This is a genomic window from Streptomyces venezuelae, from assembly GCF_008642295.1.
GTDB classification, from domain to species: Bacteria; Actinomycetota; Actinomycetes; order Streptomycetales; family Streptomycetaceae; genus Streptomyces; species Streptomyces venezuelae_C.
The window spans coordinates 5,612,464-5,639,356 of sequence record NZ_CP029190.1 but is presented as its reverse complement, the minus strand read 5'-3'; the positions used below and the strand labels follow the sequence as shown (position 1 = coordinate 5,639,356).

The following is a 26,893-nucleotide window of genomic DNA, read 5'->3' as shown; positions in this document are numbered from 1 at the left end:
CGGATCAGTCCTTGGACCAGCGGCCCAGCTCGCCCGCGTAGCCGTACCGGGGCCGGCCGGGGGCAGCGCTGGTCCGCAGGGTCCGGCCGTTGTCGTCGATGCGGACGACCCCGGATCCCGCCGCGCTGCTCCAGCGCAGCTCGGCGTACCAGTCGCAGTCGCACCCGGTGGCGGACGCCTCGATCCGCAGCACCACCGGCTCCGCGGCCGTCACCCGGAGCGGGAAGGCCGGCGCCGGAACGGGCCGCTCCCCGTCGTGGCCGGCCACCGGCCGGGCCAGGGGACGCGGGGCGTCCAGGTTCACGGCGAAGGCGGCCGGGGTGAGCGAGCCGCCGCAGCCGGGCGACATCAGGAAGACATTCCAGGGGGGCGGGGTGCGGCGGGCGGTCACCCGTACGTCCAGCCCCTGGAGGACGACGGCGTCGGCGCCCGTCCCGTGCACGGTCACCTCGACGATCTGACGCCCCGCGTGAACGGCCTGCCGGGCGGTCGCCCAGGCCGGGGCGTCGGCCTCCACGGGAGGCGCCGGCACCGCCTGGGGCCCTTGGCGCAGCAGGTACGCGTGGTCGCAGCCGTTGGCCCATACGTGCGAGCGGACGGCGGTACGCGGTGCGGGGGCCGGGGGCGGGGCCGGCGTGGAGACCGTCGGGGCCGCCGTCGACGGGGAAGGGGCGGCGCTCGGGCCCGGCGCCGGGCCGGGGCCGGTGGCGGCCCCGGTCCCACTGGGGGCCGGGCTGGTGGGCGTCCCCGCTCCCATGCCATTGCCGGTGCCATGGCCGCTACTGGGGGCCGCGCTGGGGCCGGCCACCGGGCTGCTGCCCGCCTGCGGCCGGCCGGAGTCCGGCTGCCCGGCCATCGCGAGGCCGGCAGCCGCCAGCGCCACCGCCGCCACGCCGACAACCGCCCCGGCCACGGCCCGCCGCCCCCGGTACCAGGGCCCCCTCACGGCCTCGTCCAACGCGCCGTCGCCCTCCCCGGCCCCAACGCCCGGGCCCCCCGGAACACCGCCACCGGCCACCGGACCCAGCTCCACGCTCGGGCCCCCCGAGGCTCCGCCTCCGGCCGACGGGCCGGCCTCCGGACCCGAGGGCCCGGCCACCGGCTCGGCCGACGGGCCGGAGGGCCCGGCCACCGCCTCGCCCGGCTCGCGCCGTGCCGCCACCGCACCGCCCGCCGCGGTGGCCGGCTCCGCGTCCGGGCTCGCCGGGGTGCCGGCCCCGGCGCCCGGCTCGGCCTCCGCCCCGACCCGCGCGCTCCGGCTCCCGCCCGGAGCCGCGGTCGGAGGGGAATCCGTGGGCGGGGTGGAGCGGGGTGTGGCGCGGCGGCGGGCGTCTGCCAGGAGCCAGGCCCGGTGGAGGTCCACCGCCTCGCCCGGGGAGGCCCCGCAGGCCCGCGCGAAGCGGTCCACCGCCGCGAACTCCGTCGGCACCGCCTCCCCGTTGCAGTACCGGTGCAAGGTCGACGTACTCGTGTGCAGCTTGCGCGCCAGCACCCCGTAACTCAGCCCGGACCGCTCCTTCAGCTCCCGCATCAAGCGCGCGAACCGCTCCGCTCCCTGCCCGCCCTCGGCCATGCCCCACTCCCCCGTCCCCCGGTGCCGTCCCGGTCGTCCCGGCCGACCTGTCCGTCCCGCCCCGCCGTTCCATGCAGGGGGCATTCCCCCAGGTGACAGCACGTACGGCCATTCCAGTGTCCCGAATCCTCGGCAATCCGTCGCCTGACACCCCGGGCTCGGGGAATGCTCATCCAGAACGCGCAACACACTCATCACAACGGGGAGCACGATCATGCTCAAGCGTCTCGGCACCACTGTCACCGCCGTCCTCGCGGCCACCGCCGCCTTCACCCTCACGGCCTCGGCCACTGCCACGGCCGCTGCCGCGCCCGGGTTCATCACCGGCCGGGACCTGCCGCCGCACCCGGCCTCTCCGTGGTCCACCGGCCCGGTCACCAAGGGACTGCCGGAGTGGCCGGTGTTCTGCCTGGAGGGCGCCCTTCCGAAGGCCAACGCCTGGCACCGCACGTTCAACACCGAGTTCGACACCGGCGCCCTGCAGATCTCGGTGCGGGCCGCCTCCGACAGTGCCGCCGCCCAGCTGGCCACGGCCCTGGAGCGCAAGGTCGCCGCCTGCGCGGCCGACTGGCTGCGGAAGAACCCGGGCGGGACCGCCTCCTGGCAGGACTACGGGAAGATCAAGGTCGAGGAGGGGGCGCACGTCTACGGGGTGCACACCTCGATCCCCGAGTCCGAGCCCGGCGTGGGCCTGTACGGCATCGGGCGCGACGGTTCCACCGTGACCGTGGTGAAGTGGAGCCAGATGGGGAATCTGTCCGACGCCCCGGTCTCCGCCTTCAAGAAGACGACGACCACCGCCGTCAACAAGCTCAACCCTTAGAAACGCCTCGGCCGGCCCGCGGTGGCAGCATGGAACCGAGCCCGGAAGGCACCGAGCCCGGAAGGCGAGGCGAGGTTCATGCGTTCCGGAAACGAGCCGGTGACGGCGCGCAGCCCGCTGCGGCTGCGGTTCTGGCTGGGTGTGTGGGGGCTGATCTGGGCCGCCGCCGGGACGGCCGCGTTCCTGCTGGCCGGCCGCCCCGGGTGGGCGGCGGCCTGCGGGGGCCTGATGCTGGTCGTGGTGGTCGACCTGATCATGGTGCTGCGGCACATCCGCCAAGGGCCGCACTGGCAGCCCGGCCGGGACATCCCGCCGTACGAGCCCCCGCGCAGCCGCCGTTAGCCCGGGCCCGGACCCTGCCCCGGGCCGTCAGCCCTCGAAGCGGGCCGCCTCCAGGTACTCGGGCCTCGGGTCGAGGGCTGCGGCCAGCCGGAAGTGCTTGCGGGCGGGACCGGGCCGGCCGGCCCGCTGGTGGGTGCGGGCCAGCGCGAAGTGCGCGAACGCGTTGTCCGGCTCCCGCTCCAGCACCAGCTCGAACTCAAGCTCGGCGGGCCGCAGTTGGGCCGCCGCGAAGAAGGCCCGGGCGCGCAGCAGCCGGGCCGCGGTGTTCTCGGGGTGGGCGGCGATCACCGAGTCGAGCAGCCGCACCGCTCCGCGCGGGTCCCGGGCCGCCAGCAGCTGCTCCGCGGCACGGTAGTCGATGACATGCGTCTCGGGGCTGGCGGACGGGTTGGGCCTGGTCTCCGACACAGTGTGTCTCCTTCCCTCTACGGGCGCCTTCAACGCACCACGCCCACCCGCTATTCCATGGACACGTCAGCGGACACGTCCGTGGGCGGCTCAGCCCGCGGCAGCTGCCGCCCGCTCGCCCAGCTCCTTCCACACCAAGCGGACCTGCGGCTCCAGCGCCTCCAGCGGTCCGTCGTTGTCGATCACCAGCGTGGCGACGGCCAGCCGCTGCGCACGCGTGGCCTGCGCCGCCATCCGGGCCCGCGCCTCCTCCTCGGACATGCCCCGCAGCCCGGTCAGCCGCGCCAGCTGGGTCTCGGGGGCTGCGTCCACCACGACCACCAGGTCGTACAGGGGGGCCAGACCGTTCTCGGTCAGCAGCGGTACGTCGTGCACCACGATCGCGTCCGGTCCCGCGGCGGCCTCCAGTTCGGCCGAGCGGGCGCCGACCAGCGGGTGCACGATGGCGTTGAGCGTGGCCAGCTTCGCCGGGTCGGCGAAGACGATCGAGCCCAGCCTGGGCCGGTCCAGCACCCCCTCCGGGGTGAGCACCTCCGGGCCGAACGCCTCCACCACGGCCGCGAGGCCGGGCGTCCCCGGCTCCACGACCTCCCGCGCGATGCGGTCCGCGTCGACGATGACCGCCCCGTACTGCGCCAGCAGCCGCGAGACCTCGCTCTTGCCGGCTCCGATTCCGCCCGTCAGGCCAATCTTCAGCATGGGCCGCAGCTTAACGCTCCGCCACGGCCTGCCCCGCCCCTCCGTCGTAACCCTCCGCCACGGCCTACCCCGCCCCTCGCTACCCGTCCCCCTCGCGCTCCGCCAGGAAGCGCTCGAACTCGCGCCCGATCTCGTCGGCCGAGGGGATCTCGGCCGGCTCGGCGATCATGTTCCCGCGGGTCTCCGCCCCGGCCGCCGCGTCGTACTGGTGCTCCAGCCCCTGCACCAGGCCGACCAGCTCCTCGTCCCCCTCGCGGATCTGCCGGTCGATCTCGGTCTGGGTGCGGTGCGCCTCGGTACGCAGCGCATGCGCGACCCCCGGCAGGACCAGACCGGTCGCCGCCGTGATCGCCTCCAGGGCGGTGAGGGCCGCATCCGGGTAGGGCGAGCGGGCGATGTAGTGCGGGACGTGGGCGGCAACGCCCAGGACGTCGTGGCCCGCCTCGGCGAGCCGGAATTCGAGCAGCGATTCCGCGCTGCCCGGCACCTGCGCCTCCTCGAAGGGGCTGCGGTGGCCCGGCATCAGGTCGGTGCGGTTGCCGTGCGGGGTGATGCCGACGGGCCGGGTGTGCGGGACGCCCATCGGGATGCCGTGGAAGTTCACCGAGAGGCGGACGCCGAGCCGCTCGACGACCTGCCGGACGGCGACCGCGAACCGCTCCCATTCCACGTCCGGCTCCGGCCCGGACAGCAGCAGGAAGGGGGCACCGGTGGCGTCCTGGACGATCCGCACCTCCAGCTTCGGGGCGTCGAACCCGGTCCAGCGGTCGCGCTGGAAGGTCAGCAGCGGCCGGCGGGCCCGGTAGTCGATCAGCCGGTCCGCATCGAAGGAGGCCACCCGCTGGTGCGGCAGCGTGTCCAGCAGCCGCTCGACGATCTGCTCCCCCGTTTCACCTGCGTCGATGTATCCCTCGAAGTGGTAGAGCATGACCAGCCCGGCCGAGTCCTGGGCCAGCGCCAGGTCGACCACCGCCAGGCCGTTCGCGTCCCATTCGTACAACCCCTGTGGATCAAGCACCGTCACCACTCCTCCTCGCCGCGTTCTCTGAGAGGAACGCCCAAGGACGCTCCTCCATTCCCCAGTTGACGACCCGACCATCAACCCCGGTGTCCTCCGGAAACGCGGTAAGGCCCGCCCCCCGAAGGGGACGGGCCTTACCGTTTCAGCTCAGTTCACACCCGGAGGTGTGAGGGCTGCGCCGTGATCAGCTCTGGCCGCCGGCCAGCTTCTCGCGGAGCGCGGCCAGGGCCTCGTCGGACGCGAGGGCACCGGCGTTGTCGTCCGACTCCGAGGAGTACGAACCACCGGAGATGCCCGCACCGGCGTTGCCACCGGCGGCCGGGGCGGCAGCGCCCTCGGCAGCGGCGGCCTCGTCGGCCTCGCGGCTCTTGATGACCTGCGCCTGGTGCTGCTCGAAGCGAACCTGCGCCTCGGCGTACTGGCGCTCCCACTCCTCGCGCTGCTTCTCGAAGCCCTCGAGCCAGTCGTTGGTCTCGGGGTCGAAGCCCTCGGGGTAGATGTAGTTGCCCTGGTCGTCGTAGGACGCGGCCATGCCGTACAGGGTCGGGTCGAACTCGACCGACGCCGGGTCGGCACCGAAGGACTCGTTGGCCTGCTTCAGGGACAGCGAGATCCGGCGACGCTCGAGGTCGATGTCGATGACCTTGACGAAGATCTCGTCGTTGACCTGGACGACCTGCTCCGGGATCTCCACGTGGCGCTCGGCCAGCTCGGAGATGTGGACCAGACCCTCGATGCCCTCGTCCACGCGGACGAACGCACCGAACGGAACCAGCTTGGTGACCTTACCCGGGACGACCTGGCCGATCTGGTGGGTCCGGGCGAACTGCTGCCACGGGTCCTCCTGGGTCGCCTTCAGCGACAGGGAGACACGCTCGCGGTCCATGTCCACGTCGAGGACCTCGACGGTGACTTCCTGGCCGACCTCGACAACCTCGGACGGGTGGTCGATGTGCTTCCAGGAGAGCTCGGAGACGTGCACGAGACCGTCGACGCCACCCAGGTCCACGAAGGCACCGAAGTTGACGATCGAGGACACGACGCCGGAGCGGACCTGCCCCTTCTGGAGGGTGGTGAGGAACGTCTGGCGGACCTCGGACTGGGTCTGCTCCAGCCAGGCGCGGCGGGACAGGACCACGTTGTTGCGGTTCTTGTCCAGCTCGATGATCTTCGCCTCGAGCTCCTTGCCCACGTAGGGCTGGAGGTCGCGGACGCGACGCATCTCGACCAGGGAGGCCGGGAGGAAGCCGCGGAGGCCGATGTCGAGGATGAGACCACCCTTGACGACCTCGATGACGGTACCGGTGACGATGCCGTCCTCTTCCTTGATCTTCTCGATGGTGCCCCAGGCACGCTCGTACTGGGCGCGCTTCTTCGAGAGGATCAGGCGGCCTTCCTTGTCCTCCTTCTGGAGAACCAGGGCCTCGATCTCGTCGCCGACCTTGACGACCTCGTTCGGGTCGACGTCGTGCTTGATCGAGAGCTCGCGGCTCGGGATGACGCCTTCGGTCTTGTAACCGATGTCGAGCAGGACCTCGTCCCGGTCGACCTTCACGATGACGCCGTCGACGATGTCGCCGTCGTTGAAGTACTTGATCGTCTCGTCGATCGCGGCGAGGAAGGCTTCCTCGTTACCGATGTCGTTGACCGCAACCTGCGGAGTGGTGGCGGTGGTCTCGGTGCTGCTCGTCATGTGGGAAAGGGCTCCGGTTACGGACAGAAGGTCGTAGGTACTGCTACGCCGGGAGCCCTTATCGCCTCTGTAACGCCGGACAGCCAAGGAGGCCCCGAATCACCGCACGAACACGGCGAGGGCCTCGAAAACCGAGGGGACTGCAACAGATGCGAGCGCAGCCTGCTAGGTCTGAGGAGCACAGGCTCGCAGCGCAACTTGTAGCATACGGGGGCAGCCGGACAGGGTCAATGCGCGAAGGCGCCCACCCGGGGCGGATAGCCGCATACCCGGCACAACTCGTGGGCGGGCGACCGTCTCAGCCCGTCCGAAAGCTTTTCCGCAGACTACGACGATGGGCCCCATGAACCAAGAGGACTACGCCCCCGAAGACGTCCCGGAGGGCGTGTACGACGCGCCGGAGGACGCCGAGGCCACGCGCCGTGACGCGGGGGAAGCGGAGAGCAGCCGGGCCAGCCGCGGCTGGTGGGACCGCAACGCCGACGAGTACCAGAGCGAGCACGGAGCGTTCCTCGGCGACGACCGCTTCGTCTGGGGGCCGGAGGGCCTGGACGAGGCCGATGCCGCACTGCTGGGCCCGGCCTCGGAGCTCGCGGGCAAGGACGTCCTGGAGATCGGCGCCGGCGCGGCCCAGTGCGCCCGCTGGCTGGCCGCCCGCGGCGCCCGCCCGGTCGCCCTGGACCTCTCGCACCGCCAGCTCCAGCACGCCCTGCGGATCGGCGGGAACCTGCCTCTGGTCGAGGCGGACGCCGCAGCCCTGCCGTTCCGGGACGGCTCCTTCGACCTGGCGGTCTCGGCGTACGGCGCGATCCCCTTCGTCGCCGATCCGGTGAACGTGATGCGCGAGGTGCACCGGGTGCTCCGGCCCGGCGGGCGCTGGGTCTTCTCCGTCACCCACCCCATCCGCTGGGCCTTCCCCGACGAACCCGGCCCCGAGGGCCTGTCCGTCTCCGCCTCCTATTTCGACCGGACCCCGTACGTCGAGCAGGACGAGACGGGCCACGCGGTGTACGTGGAGCACCACCGGACGATCGGCGACCGCGTCCGGGACGTGGTCGCGGGCGGCTTCCGGCTGGTCGACCTGGTGGAGCCGGAGTGGCCGGCCTGGAACAGCCAGGAGTGGGGCGGCTGGTCCCCGCTGCGCGGCCACCTGATCCCGGGCACCGCGATCTTCGTGTGCGAGAGGGACTGAGGCCCGCGTGATCCGTTCCGCCGCCCTGGAGGCGCTGCCCGTACGCGAGGCCGTCCCCGCCCTGCTGGCGGCGCTCGGCGCGCACGGCTCCGCGGTGCTGTGCGCCCCGCCCGGCACCGGCAAGACCACCCTGGTGCCGCTGGTGCTGGCCGGGCTGGTGGGCGGCGGGCCGCGCCGCCGGGTGATCGTCGCCGAGCCGAGGCGGATCGCGGCCCGCGCGGCGGCCCGGCGGATGGCCTGGCTGCTGGGCGAGCGGGTCGGCGGGTCGGTGGGCTTCACGGTGCGCGGCGAACGGGTGGTGGGTCCGGACTGCGCGGTGGAGGTGGTGACCACCGGGGTGCTGCTCCAACGGCTGCAGCGGGACACCGAGCTATCGGACGTCGACGTGGTGGTCCTGGACGAGTGCCACGAGCGGCATCTGGACGCGGACACCGCCGCGGCCTTCCTGCTGGACGTACGGGCCGTCCTGCGGCCGGAGCTGTGGCTGGTCGCGGCCTCCGCGACCACCGACGCGGCCGGCTGGTCCCGGCTGCTCGGCGAGGCTCCGGTGGTGGAGGCGGCCGGGGTGGCGCATCCGGTGGAGGTGGTGTGGGCCCCGCCGGCCCGCCCGGTCCGGCCGCCGCACGGGATGCGGGTCGACCCGGCCCAGCTCGCGCAGGTGGCCGCGGTGGTGCGGCGGGCACTGGCGGAACGTTCCGGCGATGTGCTGGCCTTCCTCCCCGGGGTCGGGGAGATCGCCCGGGTCGCCGGACAGCTGGCCGCCGTGGACGCGGAGGTCCTCCAGATCCACGGACGCGCCCCGGCCGCCGTGCAGGACGCCGTCCTGGCGGGCGGCACCGGACGGCGCCGGGTGATCCTGGCGACCGCGGTCGCGGAGTCCTCCCTCACGGTGCCGGGGGTCCGGGTGGTGGTGGACTCCGGTCTGGCCCGCGAGCCGCGGATGGACCACGCACGCGGCCTGGGCGCGCTGGCCACCGTACGGGCGTCCCGCGCGGCGGCGCGGCAGCGGGCGGGCCGGGCCGGCCGGGAAGGGCCGGGCACGGTCTACCGCTGCTGGGCGGAGGCCGAGCACGACCGGCTGCCCGCGTTCCCCGCCCCGGAAATCCGGATCGCCGACCTGACCGGCTTCGCCCTGCAGAAGGCCTGCTGGGGCAGCCTGGACATGCCGCTGGAGCTGCTGGACGAACCGCCCGCCGGGGCGATGGCCGCGGCCCGGGAGGTCCTGGCGGCCGTGGGCGCGGTGGACCCGGACACCGGCAAGGCCACGGACCGGGGCGTACGGATGGCCCGGCTCGGCCTGCACCCGCGGCTGGCCCGCGCCCTGCTGGACGGGCCGCCGGGCGCCGCGGAGGTGGTGGCCCTGCTGAGCGAGGAGCCGCCGCGGGAGTACGGGGACGATCTGGCCGGCGCGTGGCGGGCGGCGCGGCGCGGGGGCGACGGCTACGCGGCACGGTGGCGGGCGGAAGCGAAGCGGCTGGCCCGGGCTGCGGGGGCGGGCCCCGCTGCGCGGAGCCATTCCCCCACCCCGCCCCTTCCCGAAACCGGGGCTGCGCCCCGGACCCCCTCTGTGGGGGACAACTCCCTGTCCGACGACGCCACCGCCGGGCTGGTCGCAGCCCTCGCCTTCCCCGAACGCGTCGCCAGAGCCAAGGGCGAGGGAGCCTTCCTCATGGCCTCCGGGACCGGGGCCGAGCTCGCCGACGGGTCGCGGCTGCGCAGCGCGCCCTGGCTGGCGGTCGCCGTCGCCGACCGCGGCGCGCACTCCGCTTCCGCGCGCGTACGGCTCGCGGCCGTGATCGACGAGGGGACCGCCCGGGCCGCCGCCGCGCATCTGCTGTCCGAAGGCGAGGAGGTGCACTGGGAGGACGGCGACCTCGTCGCCCGCCGGGTGAGCCGGATGGGCGCGATCGAGCTGACCGTACGGCCGCTGCGCGACCCCGACCCCGCCCTCGTACGGCAGGCGCTGCTCGACGGCCTGCGCACCGAGGGGCTCGGCCTGCTGCGCTGGACCCAGGACGGGGCGGGCCTGCGGTCCCGGCTGGGCTTCCTGCACCGGACGCTCGGCGGCGACTGGCCCGACGTCACCGACGAGGCCCTGCTCGCGCGGGCCGGCGACTGGCTGGAGCCCGAGCTGTCCCGGGCCCGGCGCCGCGCCGACCTGGGCCGCATCGACGCCGGGCAGGCCCTGAACCGGCTGCTGCCCTGGGCCACCGGTGAGGCCGCCCGGCTGGACGAGCTGGCTCCGGAGCGGATCGAGGTCCCGTCGGGGTCCCGGATCCGGGTGGACTACTCCGTCGGGCAACCCGTGCTCGCGGTGAAGCTCCAGGAGCTGTTCGGGCTCGCGGAGACCCCGCGGGTGGGCGGCCGGCCCGGCGTGCCGGTGCTGGTGCACCTGCTGTCGCCCGCCGGGCGGCCCGCGGCCGTCACCGCCGATCTGGCCTCCTTCTGGCAGGGCGGCTACCGCGCGGTGCGCGCCGAGCTGCGCGGGCGCTACCCCAAGCACCCGTGGCCGGAGGACCCGGCGACGGCCGAGCCCACCCGGCACACCAACGCCCGGCTCAGGCGGGAGTAGCGCGGGCGGCCGAGCCGGCCGCGGCGGCCCGGCGGCTGCGGGCCTCCAGCCACAGGGCCAGGCCGAACAGGCCGAGCCCGGTGACCCCGAGGCCGATCGGTGCGTAGGTGTGGAGCGTCAGCACCTTGATGCGGTTGGCGGAGACCAGGTCCACGGTGTGCCGGACGTAGTCCTCGCGCATCTTCACATGCCCGGAGAACGCGGTGAGCTTGCCGCCCTCACCGCCGGCGGCGATCCCGCCGCGCAGCTCCTGGTCCATGATCTGCTCACCGTTGACGGGCGCCCCGGTGACCGGGTCGACCCAGAACATCCGCTTGGCCGTGTACCAGAGGGTGGTTCCGGTGGTCGCCTCGATGGTCGTCGGGTCGATGCCCTCGATCGGCATCTTCTTGGGCATGGGCACCTTGGTCCAGGGCACGGTCTGCTCGAAGTAGTAGACGTCCATGCCGCGGAACTTCCGCGGGCCCACGTAGTGGATCGGCGCGGAGGTGCGGGTCTGCGCGTCGAAGTAGAGGTAGTCGCGCGGCTCGGTGAAGAAGGGGAACTTGAACTCGATGCCCTCGCGCTTGACCGCGTCCCCGTCGACCATCTCGCCGGTGGCGTGCACCGGGTCCTGGGTGTGCGCGTCGAAGATGTAGCGCTCGGGGATCTGGGAGACCATCTTCCCGTCCGGACCGACCACATGGGACAGGCTGTCCCAGACGACCACGTCCTTGCCGGCGCTGGCCTCGATCTCCCGGGACGCTTCGACATTGCCCTTGAGGGTCTGGATGACCGTGACCTTGTCGACCTTCTTGGGCTTCATGCCGTCGAAGTAGTCGAGCAGGATCGCGTCCTTCGCCTCCAGCACGATCTCCTGGTACTGGCTCGGGGGGATCTTGGCCAGGCGCGGGTACGCGTACCAGCGCAGCAGCGGCGCGAGGGCGGTGCAGAACACCGCGAAGGCAAGCAGCACGAGGCTGGCTCGGCGTCGCACGGTCGGCCTCCTCTACTTTCCGGGCGCGGTGGGCGCGGTGGTGAGCAGGGGTCTGGGCGAGGTCTTGCCCTCCGGCACGCCCACCGCCGTGATGGCGAAGACGATGGCCAGCGCGGCAGCCAGCCCGATGGCGGCGGCGACGAGTGCGCGCATGCCGGAGCCTCCGGAATCTGATACGGCGTCAGGGATGGGGCACCGTAGCAATGCGCGGGTGAGATGAGAACCGTCTGGACCCCGGATCACGTGAACCGGCCCCCGACCTGCGGCGGCAGACTTCCTCCCCGGCGGGCGGGGCACGTCGCGCACGGCGCGTACGCGGATCCGTCCCCGGGCCTGCGGAGTGGCGGGCGGCCCGTGGTGTCTCCATCGTTCTGCCGCCCGGGGGCGGTGTCGAACGGAACCGGCGCCGGTCGACACCGGAGGCGGGCGGCGGGATCGTGGGAAGGGATCGTACGGACGCGGCGGACGGGGACACTGCGCACTCCGCTTCACGCTCTCTCCGTGGAGAGAGGATGGGAGGACCACGATGAACCGAGGCTCGTCTCTCGTCATGACCATCTCTGCGGTTACCTGCACCTTCGTCGCGAAGCAGCCGAACCCCCCGCAGAAGCCTGACGGGAACACGGAGGGCGCGGCCAGGGAGCAGTACCGGACGGGATACCAGCAGGGCCTCAAGGACACCCTGGAGACCTGCGAGAAGAACCCGCCGAAGGGCCTCGCGGCTCCGGACCCGAACTGGCAGGCGGGCTACGACAAGGGCGCCGAGACCGCGCTCAACAGCAAGCGCTGCCAGGGTGACTGAGGACGGGGCTACGGCTTCGCCGAGGAGGAAGGGGTCGGGGTCGGGGTCGGCTCGACCGTCGGGGTCGGGGTGGGGCTGGACGTCGGCGTGGGCTTCGGGGTGGGGGTGGGCTTGGGCTTCGGGGTCGGAGTCGGGGTGGGCTTGGGCTTCGGGGTCGGAGTCGGGGTCGGCTTGGGCTTCGGGGTCGGAGTCGGGGTCGGCTTGGGCTTCGGGGTGGGGGTCGGCTTGGGGGTCGGGGTCGGGGTCGGCGTGGGTGTGGGCTTCGGCTTGGGGGTGGGGGTCGGCTTGGGCTTTGCGGGCCCGGTCGGGGTGTCCGGGACCTCGTGGGTGCCCTTGTCGTAGTACGCGAACCAGGACTTCACCGTCAGCAGGTATTCCGTCGACCGGTTGTAGGACAGGATCGCCCGGTCCAGGTCGGCGCCGACCCGCAGATCACGGCTGCCGGCGCACAGATAGCGCCCGGCCGCCAGCGCCGCGTCGTACACGTTGTTGGGGTTGCGGCGGCCGTCGCCGTCCGCGTCCTGCCCCCAGGCCGCCCAGGTGGACGGGATGAACTGCATCGGCCCGACCGCCCGGTCGTGGACGGTGTCGCCGTCGTAGGCCCCGCCGTCGGTGTCGCTGATGTTCGCGAACCCGTTGCCGTTCAGGACGGGGCCGAGGATCGGGGTCAGGGTGGTGCCCGCGCTGTCCAACCGGCCGCCGCGGGCCTGGCCCGACTCGACCTTGCCGATGCCGGCGAGGAGTTGCCAGCGCAGCCCGCAGCCGGGGTCGGTCGTGGCGACCGTCTTCTCCGCCTTCCGGTAGGCGGCGAGGACGGTGGCGGGTATCCCCCTGGCCCCCTCCCCCAGCCCGGTGAGGACCACCGGTTGCGCCCGCGGCGCGCCGCCACCCGGCCCGCCCGTCGGGGCCGGGCTCGGCGCGGGTGTGGGGGCTGGGGCCGACGCGGGCGGCGCGTCGTCCAGGACCACGGCCGGCGGTTCGGGGCTGACCAGCGGCGGGAGTTCGGTGAAGTAGGCGGAGTCGCCGCCGTTGCCGTCGGCGGGCGCCGGCGGCGGGGCCGCCTGGGCGGCCCGGCCGGGGCCACCGGGCGCGCCGGGGCCGCCGGAGCCGCCGCCGGTCGCCTGGGATGCCGTCAGCACGGCGCCCACGAGTGCGGCGGCCACGGCGGCCACCCCGCCCCTGCGCAGCCTCCGGCCGAACCGAGCCGTCCTGGTCATGACGAACCCCTCCCCCTCGACGTTCGCGTGACCCTATGTCAGGCGCAGGCCAGAAGAAACGTTCTGGCCTGCGCATTCACCGTTTTTCCACGAGTCGGGAACCTGACCGCATACTGGGCGCGTCCGTCAAGGGGGAAATGAGGTTCCATGCCGTTCACTCTCAGCCACGCCGCCGCCGTCCTGCCGGGAATCCGGCGGAGCGGACACGGCCGGGGTCCCTTCCTGGCCTCGGCGTTGGTCATGGGGTCGTTTGCGCCCGACATGACCTACTTCGCGGCGAGTGTGATCCCCGGGGCGATGGAGTTCGGCTCCACGACCCACTCCCTGCCCGGGGTGCTGACGGTCGATGCGGTGATCACGGCCGTGCTGGTCGGCTGCTGGCTGCTGCTGCGCGAACCGCTGGTGGCCCTGCTGCCCGCCGCCTGGCGCGGGCGGACGTACGCACTGCTGCGCGGAGCGCACTGGCCCGGCGGACGGCCGCCGGCCCGGCTCCTCGGCGCGTTCTACCTCTCGGCGGTGGCCGGTTCGCTGACGCATGTGGGCTGGGATTCCTTCACCCACCTCGACCGGTACGGGACGAACGCCCTGCCCTGGCTGTCCGGCTACTACGGGGGCTTCCCCCTCTATACCTACCTGCAGTACGGCAGTTCCGCGCTGGCGGCCGGCGCGCTGCTGTGGTTCCTGGTCTCGGCGCTGCGCCGGCTGCCCGCCGGACCGGTCCCCGCATCGGTGCCGGCGCTCGGCCGGGCCGAGCGGGTGGCCGCGTTCGCGCTGGTGGCCGGGTGCGTGGCGGTCGGGGTGACCTTCCGCGTGCTGCGCTTCTACACGTACTTCGACCGGATCCGCACCCCGCTCGACATCGTCCCGACCGTCTGCTTCGGCGCCGGCAGCGGGCTGATGGCCGGGCTGGTGCTGTACGCCGCCCTGTTCCGGCTGCGCCACCGCGGAGCCGTCCGGCCCCCCGGCCATGACCGGCACCGGGACCCGGAGCATGACCAGGACCGTACGCGGACGCCCGGGTCGCCCGCCCCCGCCGGCCGGCGGTAGCAGCGGGCGCCCGGGCGTCCGTACACCGGGTCAGTGCGCGGCGGACTCCCAGTCCGCGCCGACGCCCACCGAGACGTCCAGCGGGGCGCGCAGGTCGACGGCGGCGGCCATCTCGCGGCGCAGCAGCTCCTCGACCTGCGCCCGCTCGCCGGGAGCGATCTCCAGCACGATTTCGTCGTGCACCTGGAGTAGCATCCGGGACTTCAGCCCCGCCTCGGACAGCGCCTTGTCCACGCGGAGCATCGCCACCTTGACGATGTCGGCGGCGGTGCCCTGGATGGGGGCGTTCAGCGCCATCCGCTCGGCCGCCTCACGGCGCTGCCGGTTGTCGCTGTTGAGGTCGGGCAGGTACCGGCGGCGGCCGAAGACGGTGGCCGTGTATCCGGTGGCGCGGGCCTCGTCGACCACGCGCTGGAGGTAGTCCCGGACCCCGCCGAACCGCTCGAAGAAGGTCTCCATGAGACCGCGCGCCTCGGCGGGCTCGATGTTCAGCTGCTGCGCGAGGCCGAAGGCGGACAGCCCGTACGCCAGGCCGTACGACATCGCCTTGATCTTGCGGCGCATCTCGGCGTCGACCGCGGACCGCTCCACGCCGAACACCTGGGAGGCGACGGTGGTGTGCAGGTCCTCCCCGGAGAGGAAGGCCTCGGTCAGGCCCTCGTCCTCGGAGAGGTGGGCCATGACGCGCAGCTCGATCTGGCTGTAGTCGGCGGTCATCAGGGACTCGAAGCCCTCGCCGACGACGAATCCGCGGCGGATGGCCCGGCCCTCGTCGGTGCGCACCGGCACGTTCTGCAGGTTGGGGTCGGTGGAGGACAGGCGTCCGGTCGCGGCCACGGTCTGGCTGAAGGTGGTGTGCACCCGGCCGTCCGCGGCGATCGTCTTGACCAGGCCCTCCACGGTGACCCGCAGCTTGGCCTGCTCCCGGTGCCGGAGCATGATCACCGGAAGTTCGTGGTCGGTCTGGGTGGCCAGCCAGGCCAGGGCATCCGCGTCGGTGGTGTAACCGGTCTTGGTCTTCTTGGTCTTGGGCAGGTCCAGCTCGCCGAAGAAGACCTCCTGGAGCTGCTTGGGCGAGCCGAGGTTGAACTCGTGCCCCACCGCGGCGTGCGCTTCCTTCACGGCCTGCTGCACGGCGCCCGCGAACTGCTGCTCCATGGCCTCCAGGTGGTCGCGGTCGGCGGCGATGCCGTTCCGCTCCATCCGGGCCAGCAGCTCGGAGGTGGGCAGCTCCATGTCGTGGAGCAGGGCGGTGGCGCCGACCTCCTCCAGCTTCTCCGTGAAGGCCTCGCCCAGGTCGAGGACGGCGCGGGCCTGCGCCATCAGGGCCTCGGCCTCGGCGGTCTCGTCCGCGCCGAAGGCCAGCTGGCCGTCGGCGGCCGGCGGCTGGAGCTCGCGGCCCAGGTATTCCACCGACAGCACGTCCAGGGCGAAGGAGCGGCGGCCCGGCTTGACCAGGTAGGCGGCGAGGGCGGTGTCCATGGTGACCCCGGCCAGGCCGGTCCAGCCGTGTTCCGGGAGGACGCGCCACAGGTTCTTCGCGTTGTGGACCACCTTCGGCCGGGAGGCGTCGGCGAGCCAGCCGGTGAAGGCCTGCTCGTCGGCCTCGTCCAGCTCGGCCGGCTGGAACCAGCAGGCCGCGCCGTCGGCGGCGGCCAGCGCGACCTCGGCGACGCTGCCGGCGCCCAGCATCCAGCTGTCCACCGTGGAGAGCCCGAGCGGGCCGCCGGCATGCGCCTCCAGCCAGGGCGCCAGCTCGCCCGCGGACAGCACGGACCCGTCCAGCTCCACCCCGGCGGCCGGGGCGGGGGCCGCCGCCTCCTCGGCGCCCGGGTCCACCGCCAGCAACCGCTCGCGCAGCGAGGCGTTGCGGATCTCCAGCACGTCCAGGACCCCGGTCACGGCCGTCCGGTCGTACGGCAGCCGCTCCAGGTCGGCGGGGGTCCGGCCGAGCTCCACGTCCTTGACCATCTCGGTCAGGACGCGGTTCATCTTGACCGCTTCCAGGTGGTCGCGGAGGTTCTGCCCGGCCTTGCCCTTGACCTCCTCCACCCGCTCCACCAGCTCGGCGAAGGACCCGAACTGGTTGATCCACTTCGCCGCGGTCTTCTCGCCGACGCCCGGGATGCCGGGCAGGTTGTCGGACGGGTCCCCGCGCAGCGCCGCGAAGTCCGGATACTGCTGCGGGGTCAGCCCGTACTTCTCCTCGACCTTCTCCGGGGTGAACCGGGTGAGCTCGGAGACGCCCTTGGTCGGGTACAGCACGGTGGTGTGCTCGGACACCAGCTGGAAGGAGTCCCGGTCACCGGTGACGATCAGCACCTCGAACCCGAGCGCCTCGGCCTGCGTGGCCAGCGTGGCGATCACGTCGTCGGCCTCGAAGCCGTCCACCGCGAACCGCGGCACGCTCATCGCGTCGAGCAGCTCGCCGATCAGCTCCACCTGCCCCTTGAACTCGTCGGGGGTCTTGGAGCGGTTCGCCTTGTACTCGGGGAACTCCTGCGAGCGCCAGGTCTTGCGCGATACGTCGAAGGCCACCGCGAAATGCGTGGGCGCCTCGTCGCGCAGCGTGTTCGCCAGCATCGACGCGAAGCCGTAGATGGCATTGGTCGGCTGGCCGCCGGCGGTGGTGAAGTTCTCCGCGGGCAGCGCGAAGAACGCCCGGTACGCCAGGGAGTGCCCGTCCATGAGCATCAGGCGCGGACGGTCCGCCGCGGTCGTCGGGGCGATCTTCTGGCTGGTCTTCTTCGATGCTGTCTCTGCCACGCCTCCGATCCTAGGCGGCCCCGCTGACAATTCCGGCGTCGGCGATGTCGGCGGACCGTGACAGGATCGGAGGTGGAAACGTACGCGGCGCAGACGTACGCGCAGCAGCTCGAAGGGGAGCGACATGGCCGCCAAGCCGCCCGCAGGTGATCCGGTACAGGACGCGCCGCAGGTCGCGCCGCCCCAGCACGCCGCCGCCGGCCTGCCCGCGATCGCCCACACCCTGAAGGTCGCGCAGGCCCAGATGGGGCTGCGCCGGACCGCGCAGACCCTCCTCAAGGTCAACCAGAAGGACGGCTTCGACTGCCCCGGCTGTGCCTGGCCCGAGGGGGACAAGCGGCACACCGCGGAGTTCTGCGAGAACGGCGCCAAGGCGGTCGCCGAGGAGGCCACCCTCCGCCGGGTCACCCCGGACTTCTTCGCCGCGCACCCGCTGGCCGACCTCGCGGCCCGGTCCGGGTACTGGCTGGGCCAGCAGGGCCGGATCACACAGCCGATGTACCTGCCCGAGGGCGCCGACCGGTACGAGGCGGTCACCTGGGAGCGGGCCTTCGAGATCATCGCGGAGGAGCTGACCGCCCTCGGCTCCCCCGACGAGGCCCTCTTCTACACCTCGGGCCGCACCAGCAACGAGGCCGCGTTCCTCTTCCAGCTCTTCGCCCGCGAGTTCGGCACCAACAACCTGCCGGACTGCTCCAACATGTGCCACGAGTCCTCGGGCTCCGCGCTCACCGAGACCATCGGCATCGGCAAGGGCAGCGTCTCCCTGGAGGACCTGCACCGCGCCGACCTGATCATCGTCGCCGGGCAGAACCCGGGCACCAACCACCCGCGCATGCTGTCCGCGCTGGAGCAGGCCAAGACCGCCGGGGCGAAGATCATCTCGGTGAACCCGCTGCCCGAGGCCGGCATGGAGCGGTTCAAGAACCCGCAGACCCCCCTGGGCATGCTCAAGGGAACCGCGCTCAACGACCTCTCCCTGCAGATCCGCATCGGCGGCGACCAGGCCCTCTTCCGCCTCCTGAACAAGCTCGTCCTCGAGGCCGACGGGGCCGTGGACGAGGAGTTCGTCCGGGACCACACCCACGGGTTCGAGGAGTTCGCCGCCGCCGCCAAGGACGCCGACTGGGACGAGACCATCACCGCCACCGGCCTGACCCGGCCCGAGATCGAACGCGCCCTGGCCATGATCCTCGCCTCCAAGCGCACCATCGTCTGCTGGGCCATGGGCCTCACCCAGCACAAGCACGCCGTCGCCACCATCCGCGAGGTCGTCAACCTGCTGCTGCTCCGCGGCAACATCGGCCGCCCCGGCGCCGGCGTCTGCCCGGTCCGCGGCCACTCCAACGTCCAGGGCGACCGCACCATGGGCATCTTCGAACGCCCCGCCCCCGCCTTCCTCGACGCCCTGGACGCCGAATTCGGCATCACCTCGCCCCGGCACCACGGCTACGACGTGGTCCGCGCCATCCAGGCCCTCCGTGACGGCAAGGCCAAGGTGCTCTTCGCCATGGGCGGCAACTTCGTCGGCGCCACCCCCGACACCGAGGTCACCGAGGCGGCGATCCGCCGGGCCGCCCTGACCGTGCACGTGTCCACCAAGCTGAACCGCTCCCACGCGGTCACCGGCCGGCGCGCCCTGATCCTGCCCACCCTGGGCCGCACCGACAAGGACGTACAGGCCTCCGGCAAGCAGTTCGTCACGGTCGAGGACTCCATGGGCATGGTCCACTCCTCCCGCGGCAACCTCACCCCCGCCTCCCCGCACCTGCTCTCCGAGCCGGCCATCGTCGCCCGGATGGCGCGGGCCGTCCTCGGCAGCGCCTCCCGGACCCCCTGGGAGGAGTTCGAGCGGGACTACGCGGCCATCCGCGAGCGGATCTCCCGGGTGGTGCCGGGCTTCGAGGACTTCAACACCCGGATCGCCCGCCCCGGCGGTTTCACCCTCCCGCACGCCCCGCGCGACGAGCGCCGCTTCCCGACGAAGACCGGCAAGGCGAACTTCACCGCCGCCCCCGTCGAGTACCCCGAGGTCCCCGAGGGCCGGCTGCTGCTCCAGACCCTGCGCAGCCACGACCAGTACAACACCACGATCTACGGGCTCGACGACCGCTACCGGGGCATCACCGGCGGGCGCCGGGTGGTGCTCGTCCACCCGGCCGACGCGGCCGAACTCGGCCTCGCCGACGGCGCGTACACCGATCTGGTGAGCGAGTGGAAGGACGGCGTGGAGCGGCGGGCGCCCGGCTTCCGGGTGGTGCACTACCCGACCGCCCGCGGCTGCGCGGCGGCGTACTACCCGGAGACCAATGTGCTGGTGCCGCTGGACTCGACGGCGGACGTCAGCAACACCCCGGCGAGCAAGTCCGTGATCGTCCGCTTCGAACCGGCTGCCACCAACCCCACCCCCGAGCAAGCGCTCGCTCAGTAGGCTGATAGGAAGACTGCGTTAACGATCGTTGACGCAACCAGAAACGGAGACGGCCCATGGGCGAGCAGCACGCCGTGAAGTTCCCGCAGGAGGTCCTCGACGAGTACGCAGCCCTGGGCATCGACCTGCCCTCGCTGTTCTCGGCGGGCCACCTCGGCGAGCGGATGGACATCCACATCCTGGAAGCCGCGGCCGACCGCGTCGTCGGCACCATGCCGGTCGAGGGCAACACCCAGCCCTACGGCCTCCTGCACGGCGGCGCCTCCGCCGTGCTCGCCGAGACCCTCGGCTCGGTGGGCGCCATGCTGCACGGCGGCCACACCAAGATCGCCGTGGGTGTGGACCTGAACTGCACCCACCACCGGGGCGTCCGCTCCGGCCTGGTCACCGGCACCGCCACCCCCGTCCACCGCGGCCGGTCCACCGCCACGTACGAGATCGTCATCACCGACGAGCAGGACAAGCGGGTCTGCACCGCCCGGCTCACCTGCCTGCTGCGCGACATGAACGAGTAACACCCCGGCAATCACCGGGCGTTGTAAACATTCCGGCGCCGGTCTAGCGTGCCCCGCATGGGTACCGGACCGGCGCCGCGGCGCATCCCGCCGACCGGCGGCGTACGGACATGAGCGGCATCGGCCCCGTCGAGCCCGGAGAGGGCACCGCGGAGAGCGCGCCGCCGCCGGCCGCCCGCACCCGTGCGCCCGCCTTCCGGCACGGCCGCACCGCGCTGGCGGCGGCCGTCGCCGGCGCGGTCTGCGCGACCGCCGGATACCTCCTGATCACCCGGCCCGAACCCGCACCCGCGCCGGAGCCGCTGCCTCCGCCCGCACCCTCCCAGCAGGTGACGCTCAGATACGGGGAACCGGCGGACCCGGCCCCGGCGGGCAGCTCGTTCGCCTTCACCCTCCGTGTCCGCAGCTCCTCCCGGACACCCGTGATCGTGGAGCGGATCGACCAGCCGTCACGGGCACTGAGGGTGAACATTCGGCCACAGTTGCCCGTGACGGTGGAGGCGGGCGGGGTCCGTGAAGTCCTGGTGGAGATTCTTGCGACCGATTGCGTGCATGTAGCACGGAATGCGGGGCTCCCATTCCTAGAGGTAACCCTCAGTAATGAAAAGCAAAAAGAGGCACACAGTTACATCCTCGGTGACCGATATGCCAGGGATCTTTCTGCGGCTCTGACCAGGGCCTGTCCCGAAGAACGAGACCAGAGCGTGAGCAGACCGTCATGACCAAAACCCTTCAGACTCCTGGGAAGTCAGGACTCAAACTCAGAAACAGTCCTGCCCTGTCTCAGCATACGGACAAGACGAACCGGCCGGAATTCCCCCGATCCACCCACAGACATCCGCTATGCATTACGCCGTGGCATAACAAGAGAGTCACATCATTGGCCCGAGCCCTCCATAACCTCCGGTCCGCCGCCTAGAGTCACGGCCAGTCACCGCGACCACCGGATTCCTTCCAGTTCGGTTTCCCGCGTTCGACTCGGTGCGTCCCAGGGGGGACGCCGTGCCTGGAAAGGACTGCTCGTGCGTCAACGTAAGCTCATTGCCGTGACCGCCGCACTCGCCGCGGGTGCCCTCACGCTCACCGCCTGTGGATCGCGCGACGAAGGCAACAAGGCCGGCGACACCGCCGGCGGCGTCACGGTCGTCATCGGCGTCGACGCCCCGCTGACCGGTGACCTCTCGGCCCTCGGCCTCGGCATCAAGAACTCCGCCGACCTCGCGGCCAAGACCGCCAACGAGAAGAAGTACGTCCCCGGCGTCACCTTCAAGGTCGAGGCCCTCGACGACCAGGCGCAGGCCTCCTCCGGCCAGCAGAACGCCACCAAGCTCGTCGCCAACAAGGACGTCCTCGGCGTCGTCGGCCCGCTGAACTCCTCCGTCTCCGAGGCCATGCAGAAGGTCTTCGACGACGCCAAGCTGGCCCAGATCTCCCCGGCCAACACCAGCCCCTCGCTGACCCAGGGCCCCAAGTGGGCCGAGGGCACCAAGGCCCGCACCTACAAGAGCTACTTCCGCACCGCCACCACGGACGCCATCCAGGGCCCGTTCGCGGCGCAGTACCTCTACAACAAGGGCGGCAAGAAGAAGGTCTTCATCATCGATGACAAGAAGACCTACGGCGCAGGCCTCGCCGGCACCTTCAAGGGCGAGTTCACCAAGCTCGGCGGCGCCGTCGCCGGCGAGGGCCACATCGACCCGGAGTCCAAGGACTTCTCCGCGATCGTGACCCAGGTCAAGAGCTCCGGCGCCGACGTCGTCTACTACGGCGGCGAGTACCCGGCGGCCGGCCCGCTCAGCAAGCAGATCAAGGCCGCGGGCGCCAACATCCCGCTCGTCGGCGGCGACGGCATCTACGACAAGAAGTTCATCGAGCTCGCCGGTTCCGGCTCCGCCGGTGACCTGGCCACCTCCGTCGGCGCCCCGGTCGAAAGCCTGCCGTCCGCCAAGGAGTTCATCGCCAACTACGAGAAGGCCGGCTACAAGGACCCGTACGCGGCCTACGGCGGCTACTCCTACGACTCCGCCTGGGCGGTCATCGAGGCCGTCAAGAAGGTCGTCGAGGCCAACAGCGGCAAGCTCCCCGAGGGCGCCCGCGCCAAGGTCCTCGAGGCCGTCCAGGGCGTCTCCTTCGAGGGCGTGACCGGCAAGGTCTCCTTCGACGAGTACGGCGACGCCACCAACAAGCAGCTCACGGTCTACAAGGTCGAGGGCACCGAGTGGAAGTCCGTCGAGTCCGGCACCTACGGCGGCTGACCTCCTCCCGGCCGGCCCGCTGACCGGGCCGGCACCCACCCACACCTGCCGCGCGGGGCGCGCACCACAAAGCGCCCCGCGCGGTGTCACATCCGTCGAAAGACTCGGAGGACTGCGGTGCACGAACTGCCGCAACAGCTGGTCAACGGCCTGCTACTGGGATCCATGTACGGGCTCGTCGCCATCGGCTACACGATGGTCTATGGCATCGTCCAGCTCATCAACTTCGCCCACGGCGAGATCTTCATGATCGGAGGGTTCGGAGCCCTCTGGGCCTGGATGGCCCTCCCCGGCGGCACCACCATGTGGCTCGCCCTGCCGATCATGCTCATAGGCGCGATAGTCGTCGCCACCCTCGTCGCCGTCGCCGCGGAACGGTTCGCCTACCGTCCCCTCCGCAACGCACCACGACTCGCCCCGCTCATCACCGCCATCGGCCTCTCCATCGTCCTGCAGCAGGCGGTCTGGGCCTGGTACCCGTCCTCCGTGGTCTTCCCCGAGATCGAGGGCGGCCCCTTCAACTTCGGCAGCGTCACCATCCAGACCGGCGACGTCTTCCTCCTGATCGCCGCCCCCATCTCCATGGCGTTCCTCGGCTTCTTCGTCAAGAAGACCCGCACCGGCCGCGGCATGCAGGCCACCGCGCAGGACCCCGACACCGCCAAGCTCATGGGCATCAACACCGACCGCATCATCATGATGGCGTTCGCCCTGGGTGCCGTCTTCGCCGCCGTCGGCGCCGTCGCCTACGGCCTCAAGTACGGCGAAGTCAACTTCAAGATGGGCTTCCTGCTCGGTCTGAAGGCCTTCACCGCCGCCGTCCTCGGCGGCATCGGGAACATCTACGGCGCCATGATCGGCGGCCTGGTCCTCGGCCTCGCCGAGACCCTGACCACCGTCTACGTCTCCGAGATCCCCGGCATGGAGCAGCTCGGCGGACAGTCCTGGGGCAACACCTGGGCGTTCGTCCTCCTCATCCTCGTGCTCCTCTTCCGGCCACAGGGCCTGCTGGGGCAGCGCGTGGCGGACAGGGCGTGAAAAACATGACGATCATCACCGCGGACACCGCACAGACCACCCCCGCAGCCGACAAGGGCTTCCTCCCCATCCCCGAGAAGGCGGCCCGCGCCCTCGCCACCGGTGGCGGCCTCCTCACCGTCGCCTCCTGCTTCCTCTCCTGGACCTGGACGGCCGCCTTCCCCGGCGACCTCACCGTCTACGGATACCCCGGCGGCCTCCAGTGGCTCGTCCTCGTCGGCGGCGCCCTCACCACCCTCTTCGGCCTCGCCTCCTACGGAGTCAAGGGCCTCGGCTGGCTGGCCCCGGCCGGCGCCGACGCGGCGCTCAAGCTCTCGGCCCTCGCCGCCTTCGTCACCGCCTGGTACACCGTCATCGCCATCGTGGCCAAGCTCGGCGCCCTCGTCGACCTCGAACCCGGCGGCGCCATCGTGGCCCTCGCCACCCTGGCCACCCTCCTCGGCGCCCTCGCCCTGCCCTTCAAGCGCCCCGCGCTCGAAGCGGCCGACCCGGACGACGGCCCCTGGGACCAGTTCAAGCACGGCGCCGCCAACCAGTGGACGACGGTCAAGGCCTCCTTCGCCGCCGGCACCCCCACCCCGGCCCGCGCCCTCCCCTCCTACGTCGAGATCCTGATCATCACCGCGGTCCTCGCACTCGGCCTCGGCGTCTTCACGTACGGCATCACCACCCCGTACCAGGAACTCTTCATCGGCTTCCTGATCTGCGCCGGCTTCGGCTTCGCCGCCCTCGGCAAGGCCGGCCTGGTGGCCCGCTTCACCGCACTCACCACCAAGCACCGCAACGTCGCCCTGGTCGGCGCCTTCGCCGCCGCCGCAGCCTTCCCGCTCACCCAGACCGACGACCAGTACGCGAACCTCGGCGTCAACATCCTCATCTTCGCCACGGTCGCCCTCGGCCTGAACATCGTCGTCGGCCTCACCGGCCTCCTCGACCTCGGATACGTCGCCTTCCTCGGCGTCGGCGCCTACACCGCCGCCCTGGTCTCCGGCTCCCCCAACTCGCCGTTCGGCGTGCACCTGCCCTTCTGGGCCGCACTCCTCGTCGGCGCCCTCGCCTCCATGGTCTTCGGCGTCCTCATCGGCGCCCCGACCCTGCGACTGCGCGGCGACTACCTCGCCATCGTGACCCTCGGCTTCGGAGAGATCTTCCGTATCTCGATGAACAACCTCGACGGAGTCTCCGGCCCCGACGTCACCAACGGCCCCAACGGCATCGCCAACGTCCCCAACGTCAACCTCTTCGGGTTCGACTTCGGCGCAGCACACACCATCGCCGGATTCACCATCGGCCGGTTCGCCAACTACTTCCTGCTGATGCTCCTGATCACCCTCATCGTGATCCTGGTCTTCCGCCGGAGCGCCGAATCCCGCATCGGCCGCGCCTGGGTCGCCATCCGCGAGGACGAAACCGCCGCCGAAGCCATGGGCATCAACGGCTTCCGCGTCAAGCTCATCGCCTTCGCCCTCGGCGCCACCCTCGCCGGCTTCGCCGGAGCCGTCCAGGCACACGTCAACTACACGGTCACCCCCGACCAGTACGTGTTCGCCAACGCCGTCCCGCCGAACTCCGCCTTCCTCCTCGCCGCAGTCGTCCTCGGCGGCATGGGCACCATCTCCGGCCCGCTCGTCGGCGGAGCACTCCTCTTCCTGCTCCCCAACAAGCTCCAGTCGCTCGGCGAGTACCAGCTCCTCGCCTTCGGAATCGCGCTCGTCATCCTGATGCGCCTGCGTCCCGAGGGCCTCATCCCCAACCGGCGCAACCAGCTCGAGCTCCACAAGGACCTCGAAGCGCCCACAGTCCTCAGCAAGGCAGGGGCCTGACCCATGACGACCACCACCACCGCCACCCAGGCGGAGACCGTCCTGGACGCACGTGGCGTCACCATGCGGTTCGGCGGCCTCACCGCCGTGAAGAACGTCGACCTCACCGTCAAGAGCGGCGAGATCGTCGGCCTCATCGGCCCCAACGGCGCCGGCAAGACCACCTTCTTCAACTGCCTCACCGGCCTCTACATCCCCACCGAGGGCGAGGTCCGCTACAAGGGCACGGTCCTGCCGCCCAAGTCCTTCAAGGTCACCGCGGCCGGCATCGCCCGCACCTTCCAGAACATCCGTCTCTTCAACAACATGACGGTCCTGGAAAACGTCCTCGTCGGACGCCACACCCGCACCAAGGAGGGCCTCTGGTCCGCCATGCTGCGCCTGCCCGGCTTCCACAAGGAGGAAGCCGCCAGCCGCGAGCGGGCCATGGAACTCCTGGAGTTCATCGGCCTGGCCCACAAGGCCGAACACCTGGCCCTCAACCTCCCCTACGGTGAGCAGCGCAAGCTGGAGATCGCCCGGGCCCTGGCCAGCGACCCCGGCCTGATCCTGCTCGACGAGCCCACCGCCGGCATGAACCCGCAGGAGACCCGGGCCACCGAAGAACTCATCTTCGCCATCCGGGACCAGGGCATCGCCGTCCTCGTCATCGAGCACGACATGCGCTTCATCTTCAACCTCTGCGACCGCGTCGCCTGCCTCGTCCAGGGCGAAAAGCTCATCGAAGGCAGCGCGACCGAGGTCCAGAGCGACGAACGCGTCGTCGCCGCCTACCTCGGCGAACCCTTCGAAGGCGCCCCCGGCGCCGAAGAGGCCGCCGAGGTCGAAGCCGCGGAGATCGAAGCCGCCGAAGCCATCGCCGAGGAGAACACCGAGGAGGACACCGAGGCAGACGCCCCGGCAGACGCCCCGGCGGACACCAACGGCGACGACACCCCGGCGGACAGCACCACCAGCACGGACGGAGAGGCCAAGTGACCGCACTCCTGGAGGTCGAGGACCTCCGCGTCGCCTACGGCAAGATCGAAGCCGTCAAGGGCATCTCCTTCAAGGTCGAAGCCGGCCAGGTCGTCACCCTCATCGGCACCAACGGCGCGGGCAAGACCACCACCCTGCGGACCCTCTCCGGCCTGATCAAGCCCAAGGGCGGCCAGATCAAGTTCAACGGCCGGTCCCTCAAGAAGGTCCCCGCCCACCAGATCGTCTCGCTCGGACTCGCCCACTCCCCCGAGGGGCGGCACATCTTCCCGCGCATGACGATCGAGGACAACCTGCTCCTCGGTGCCTTCCTCCGCAAGGACAAGGACGGCATCAACCGGGACGTCCAGCGCGCCTACGACCTCTTCCCGATCCTGGGCGAGCGCCGCAAGCAGGCCGCGGGCACCCTCTCGGGCGGCGAGCAGCAGATGCTGGCCATGGGCCGGGCGCTCATGTCCCAGCCGAAGCTGCTCATGCTCGACGAGCCCTCCATGGGCCTGTCCCCGCTGATGATGCAGAAGATCATGGCGACCATCAGCGAGCTCAAGGCCTCCGGGACCACCATCCTGCTGGTCGAGCAGAACGCGCAGGCCGCGCTCTCGCTGGCCGACCAGGGCCACGTCATGGAGATCGGCAAGGTCGTCCTGTCCGGCCCGGGCCGTGACCTCCTCACCAACGAGGACGTCCGCAAGGCCTACCTCGGCGAGGACTGACCTCCCGCC

General features: G+C 71.8%; 23 protein-coding genes. 14 read left to right on the top strand and 9 right to left on the bottom strand.

Annotated features, from left to right (window positions below; translation table 11 throughout):
* Positions 1-4: 4 nt before the first annotated feature.
* On the bottom strand, positions 5-1,573 hold the full coding sequence (locus DEJ50_RS35285; RefSeq protein WP_190344684.1) for a transcriptional regulator: 1,569 nt from the start codon (positions 1,571-1,573) through the stop codon (positions 5-7).
* A gap of 214 nt (positions 1,574-1,787) precedes the next feature.
* On the opposite strand from DEJ50_RS35285, the gene DEJ50_RS25370 reads away from it, so the two are divergent.
* Together DEJ50_RS25370 and DEJ50_RS25365 are read left to right on the top strand one after the other, a co-directional pair.
* Positions 1,788-2,396, top strand: a complete 609-nt coding sequence (locus DEJ50_RS25370; RefSeq protein ID WP_150210417.1) for a hypothetical protein — start codon at positions 1,788-1,790, stop codon at positions 2,394-2,396.
* Positions 2,397-2,474: 78 nt separating this feature from the next.
* Positions 2,475-2,738, top strand: a complete 264-nt coding sequence (locus DEJ50_RS25365) for a DUF6343 family protein (RefSeq protein WP_150210416.1) — start codon at positions 2,475-2,477, stop codon at positions 2,736-2,738.
* Positions 2,739-2,765: 27 nt separating this feature from the next.
* On the opposite strand, the gene DEJ50_RS25360 is transcribed toward DEJ50_RS25365, so the two are convergent.
* From DEJ50_RS25360 to rpsA, 4 genes are all read right to left on the bottom strand, one after another.
* Complete coding sequence (locus DEJ50_RS25360; RefSeq protein ID WP_150210415.1) at positions 2,766-3,146, bottom strand: tetratricopeptide repeat protein; 381 nt, start codon at positions 3,144-3,146, stop codon at positions 2,766-2,768.
* A gap of 90 nt (positions 3,147-3,236) precedes the next feature.
* Positions 3,237-3,845, bottom strand: a complete 609-nt coding sequence (gene coaE / locus DEJ50_RS25355) for a dephospho-CoA kinase (protein WP_150210414.1) — start codon at positions 3,843-3,845, stop codon at positions 3,237-3,239.
* Between the two features lie 79 nt (positions 3,846-3,924).
* The gene (locus tag DEJ50_RS25350) at positions 3,925-4,863 is read right to left on the bottom strand and encodes a PAC2 family protein (RefSeq protein ID WP_150210413.1); all 939 of its coding nucleotides are present in this window, start codon (positions 4,861-4,863) and stop codon (positions 3,925-3,927) included.
* 187 nt (positions 4,864-5,050) lie between these two features.
* Entirely contained in the window at positions 5,051-6,559 is a 1,509-nt protein-coding gene (gene rpsA / locus DEJ50_RS25345; protein WP_150210412.1) for a 30S ribosomal protein S1, read from the bottom strand.
* Between the two features lie 343 nt (positions 6,560-6,902).
* Between rpsA and DEJ50_RS25335 the strand changes: the two genes are divergently transcribed.
* Entirely contained in the window at positions 6,903-7,751 is an 849-nt protein-coding gene (locus DEJ50_RS25335) for a class I SAM-dependent methyltransferase (RefSeq protein WP_190344682.1), read from the top strand.
* A 7-nt stretch (positions 7,752-7,758) separates the two neighbouring features.
* Positions 7,759-10,323 carry an ATP-dependent helicase HrpB gene (gene hrpB / locus DEJ50_RS25330; protein WP_150210410.1) on the top strand — a complete coding sequence of 855 codons (2,565 nt, stop codon included), beginning with the start codon at positions 7,759-7,761 and terminating at the stop codon, positions 10,321-10,323.
* Here hrpB and DEJ50_RS25325 read toward each other — a convergent pair.
* A complete protein-coding gene (locus tag DEJ50_RS25325) occupies positions 10,310-11,299 on the bottom strand; it encodes a DUF3068 domain-containing protein (protein ID WP_150210409.1) in 990 nt (329 codons plus the stop codon). The genes hrpB and DEJ50_RS25325 overlap by 14 nt on opposite strands.
* Positions 11,300-11,311: 12 nt before the next feature.
* Complete coding sequence (locus tag DEJ50_RS25320) at positions 11,312-11,452, bottom strand: SPW_0924 family protein (protein WP_150210408.1); 141 nt, start codon at positions 11,450-11,452, stop codon at positions 11,312-11,314.
* Positions 11,453-11,849: 397 nt separating this feature from the next.
* On the opposite strand from DEJ50_RS25320, the gene DEJ50_RS25315 reads away from it, so the two are divergent.
* A complete protein-coding gene (locus tag DEJ50_RS25315) occupies positions 11,850-12,101 on the top strand; it encodes a hypothetical protein (protein WP_150210407.1) in 252 nt (83 codons plus the stop codon).
* An 8-nt stretch (positions 12,102-12,109) separates the two neighbouring features.
* On the opposite strand, the gene DEJ50_RS25310 is transcribed toward DEJ50_RS25315, so the two are convergent.
* Complete coding sequence (locus DEJ50_RS25310; RefSeq protein ID WP_150210406.1) at positions 12,110-13,318, bottom strand: lytic transglycosylase domain-containing protein; 1,209 nt, start codon at positions 13,316-13,318, stop codon at positions 12,110-12,112.
* 147 nt (positions 13,319-13,465) lie between these two features.
* Between DEJ50_RS25310 and DEJ50_RS25305 the strand changes: the two genes are divergently transcribed.
* On the top strand, positions 13,466-14,365 hold the full coding sequence (locus tag DEJ50_RS25305) for a DUF4184 family protein (RefSeq protein ID WP_150210405.1): 900 nt from the start codon (positions 13,466-13,468) through the stop codon (positions 14,363-14,365).
* Between the two features lie 30 nt (positions 14,366-14,395).
* On the opposite strand, the gene polA is transcribed toward DEJ50_RS25305, so the two are convergent.
* Positions 14,396-17,131 carry a DNA polymerase I gene (polA, locus tag DEJ50_RS25300; protein WP_150210404.1) on the bottom strand — a complete coding sequence of 912 codons (2,736 nt, stop codon included), beginning with the start codon at positions 17,129-17,131 and terminating at the stop codon, positions 14,396-14,398.
* Positions 17,132-17,255: 124 nt separating this feature from the next.
* On the opposite strand from polA, the gene DEJ50_RS25295 reads away from it, so the two are divergent.
* The 8 genes from DEJ50_RS25295 to DEJ50_RS25260 all read left to right on the top strand — a co-directional run bounded on the left by DEJ50_RS25295 (position 17,256) and on the right by DEJ50_RS25260 (position 26,884).
* Complete coding sequence (locus DEJ50_RS25295) at positions 17,256-19,562, top strand: FdhF/YdeP family oxidoreductase (protein ID WP_150210403.1); 2,307 nt, start codon at positions 17,256-17,258, stop codon at positions 19,560-19,562.
* A 56-nt stretch (positions 19,563-19,618) separates the two neighbouring features.
* Positions 19,619-20,077, top strand: a complete 459-nt coding sequence (locus tag DEJ50_RS25290; RefSeq protein ID WP_150210402.1) for a PaaI family thioesterase — start codon at positions 19,619-19,621, stop codon at positions 20,075-20,077.
* Between the two features lie 110 nt (positions 20,078-20,187).
* A complete protein-coding gene (locus DEJ50_RS25285; RefSeq protein WP_150210401.1) occupies positions 20,188-20,799 on the top strand; it encodes a Tat pathway signal sequence domain protein in 612 nt (203 codons plus the stop codon).
* 300 nt (positions 20,800-21,099) lie between these two features.
* Entirely contained in the window at positions 21,100-22,332 is a 1,233-nt protein-coding gene (locus DEJ50_RS25280; protein ID WP_150210400.1) for a branched-chain amino acid ABC transporter substrate-binding protein, read from the top strand.
* A gap of 117 nt (positions 22,333-22,449) precedes the next feature.
* Positions 22,450-23,370 carry a branched-chain amino acid ABC transporter permease gene (locus tag DEJ50_RS25275; RefSeq protein WP_150210399.1) on the top strand — a complete coding sequence of 307 codons (921 nt, stop codon included), beginning with the start codon at positions 22,450-22,452 and terminating at the stop codon, positions 23,368-23,370.
* A gap of 5 nt (positions 23,371-23,375) precedes the next feature.
* Positions 23,376-25,193: a branched-chain amino acid ABC transporter permease gene (locus DEJ50_RS25270; RefSeq protein WP_150210398.1), complete on the top strand. Its 1,818-nt coding sequence runs from the start codon at positions 23,376-23,378 to the stop codon at positions 25,191-25,193.
* A gap of 3 nt (positions 25,194-25,196) precedes the next feature.
* Complete coding sequence (locus DEJ50_RS25265; protein ID WP_150210397.1) at positions 25,197-26,171, top strand: ABC transporter ATP-binding protein; 975 nt, start codon at positions 25,197-25,199, stop codon at positions 26,169-26,171.
* Positions 26,168-26,884: an ABC transporter ATP-binding protein gene (locus DEJ50_RS25260; RefSeq protein ID WP_150210396.1), complete on the top strand. Its 717-nt coding sequence runs from the start codon at positions 26,168-26,170 to the stop codon at positions 26,882-26,884. Before DEJ50_RS25265 ends, DEJ50_RS25260 begins: the two co-directional genes overlap by 4 nt.
* Positions 26,885-26,893 lie beyond the last annotated feature (9 nt).

What these genes read in the sequence shown, in the direction of transcription:
- DEJ50_RS35285 (WP_190344684.1), bottom strand. Translation starts at nt 1,573, where the DNA reads ATGGCCGAGGGCGGGCAGGGAGCGGAGCGGTTCGCGCGCTTGATGCGG.
- DEJ50_RS25370 (WP_150210417.1), top strand. Translation starts at nt 1,788, where the DNA reads ATGCTCAAGCGTCTCGGCACCACTGTCACCGCCGTCCTCGCGGCCACC.
- DEJ50_RS25365 (WP_150210416.1), top strand. Translation starts at nt 2,475, where the DNA reads ATGCGTTCCGGAAACGAGCCGGTGACGGCGCGCAGCCCGCTGCGGCTG.
- coaE (WP_150210414.1), bottom strand. Translation starts at nt 3,845, where the DNA reads ATGCTGAAGATTGGCCTGACGGGCGGAATCGGAGCCGGCAAGAGCGAG.
- rpsA (WP_150210412.1), bottom strand. Translation starts at nt 6,559, where the DNA reads ATGACGAGCAGCACCGAGACCACCGCCACCACTCCGCAGGTTGCGGTC.
- DEJ50_RS25335 (WP_190344682.1), top strand. Translation starts at nt 6,903, where the DNA reads ATGAACCAAGAGGACTACGCCCCCGAAGACGTCCCGGAGGGCGTGTAC.
- DEJ50_RS25320 (WP_150210408.1), bottom strand. Translation starts at nt 11,452, where the DNA reads ATGCGCGCACTCGTCGCCGCCGCCATCGGGCTGGCTGCCGCGCTGGCC.
- DEJ50_RS25315 (WP_150210407.1), top strand. Translation starts at nt 11,850, where the DNA reads ATGACCATCTCTGCGGTTACCTGCACCTTCGTCGCGAAGCAGCCGAAC.
- DEJ50_RS25310 (WP_150210406.1), bottom strand. Translation starts at nt 13,318, where the DNA reads ATGACCAGGACGGCTCGGTTCGGCCGGAGGCTGCGCAGGGGCGGGGTG.
- DEJ50_RS25305 (WP_150210405.1), top strand. Translation starts at nt 13,466, where the DNA reads ATGCCGTTCACTCTCAGCCACGCCGCCGCCGTCCTGCCGGGAATCCGG.
- DEJ50_RS25295 (WP_150210403.1), top strand. Translation starts at nt 17,256, where the DNA reads ATGGCCGCCAAGCCGCCCGCAGGTGATCCGGTACAGGACGCGCCGCAG.
- DEJ50_RS25290 (WP_150210402.1), top strand. Translation starts at nt 19,619, where the DNA reads ATGGGCGAGCAGCACGCCGTGAAGTTCCCGCAGGAGGTCCTCGACGAG.
- DEJ50_RS25285 (WP_150210401.1), top strand. Translation starts at nt 20,188, where the DNA reads ATGAGCGGCATCGGCCCCGTCGAGCCCGGAGAGGGCACCGCGGAGAGC.
- DEJ50_RS25270 (WP_150210398.1), top strand. Translation starts at nt 23,376, where the DNA reads ATGACGATCATCACCGCGGACACCGCACAGACCACCCCCGCAGCCGAC.
- DEJ50_RS25265 (WP_150210397.1), top strand. Translation starts at nt 25,197, where the DNA reads ATGACGACCACCACCACCGCCACCCAGGCGGAGACCGTCCTGGACGCA.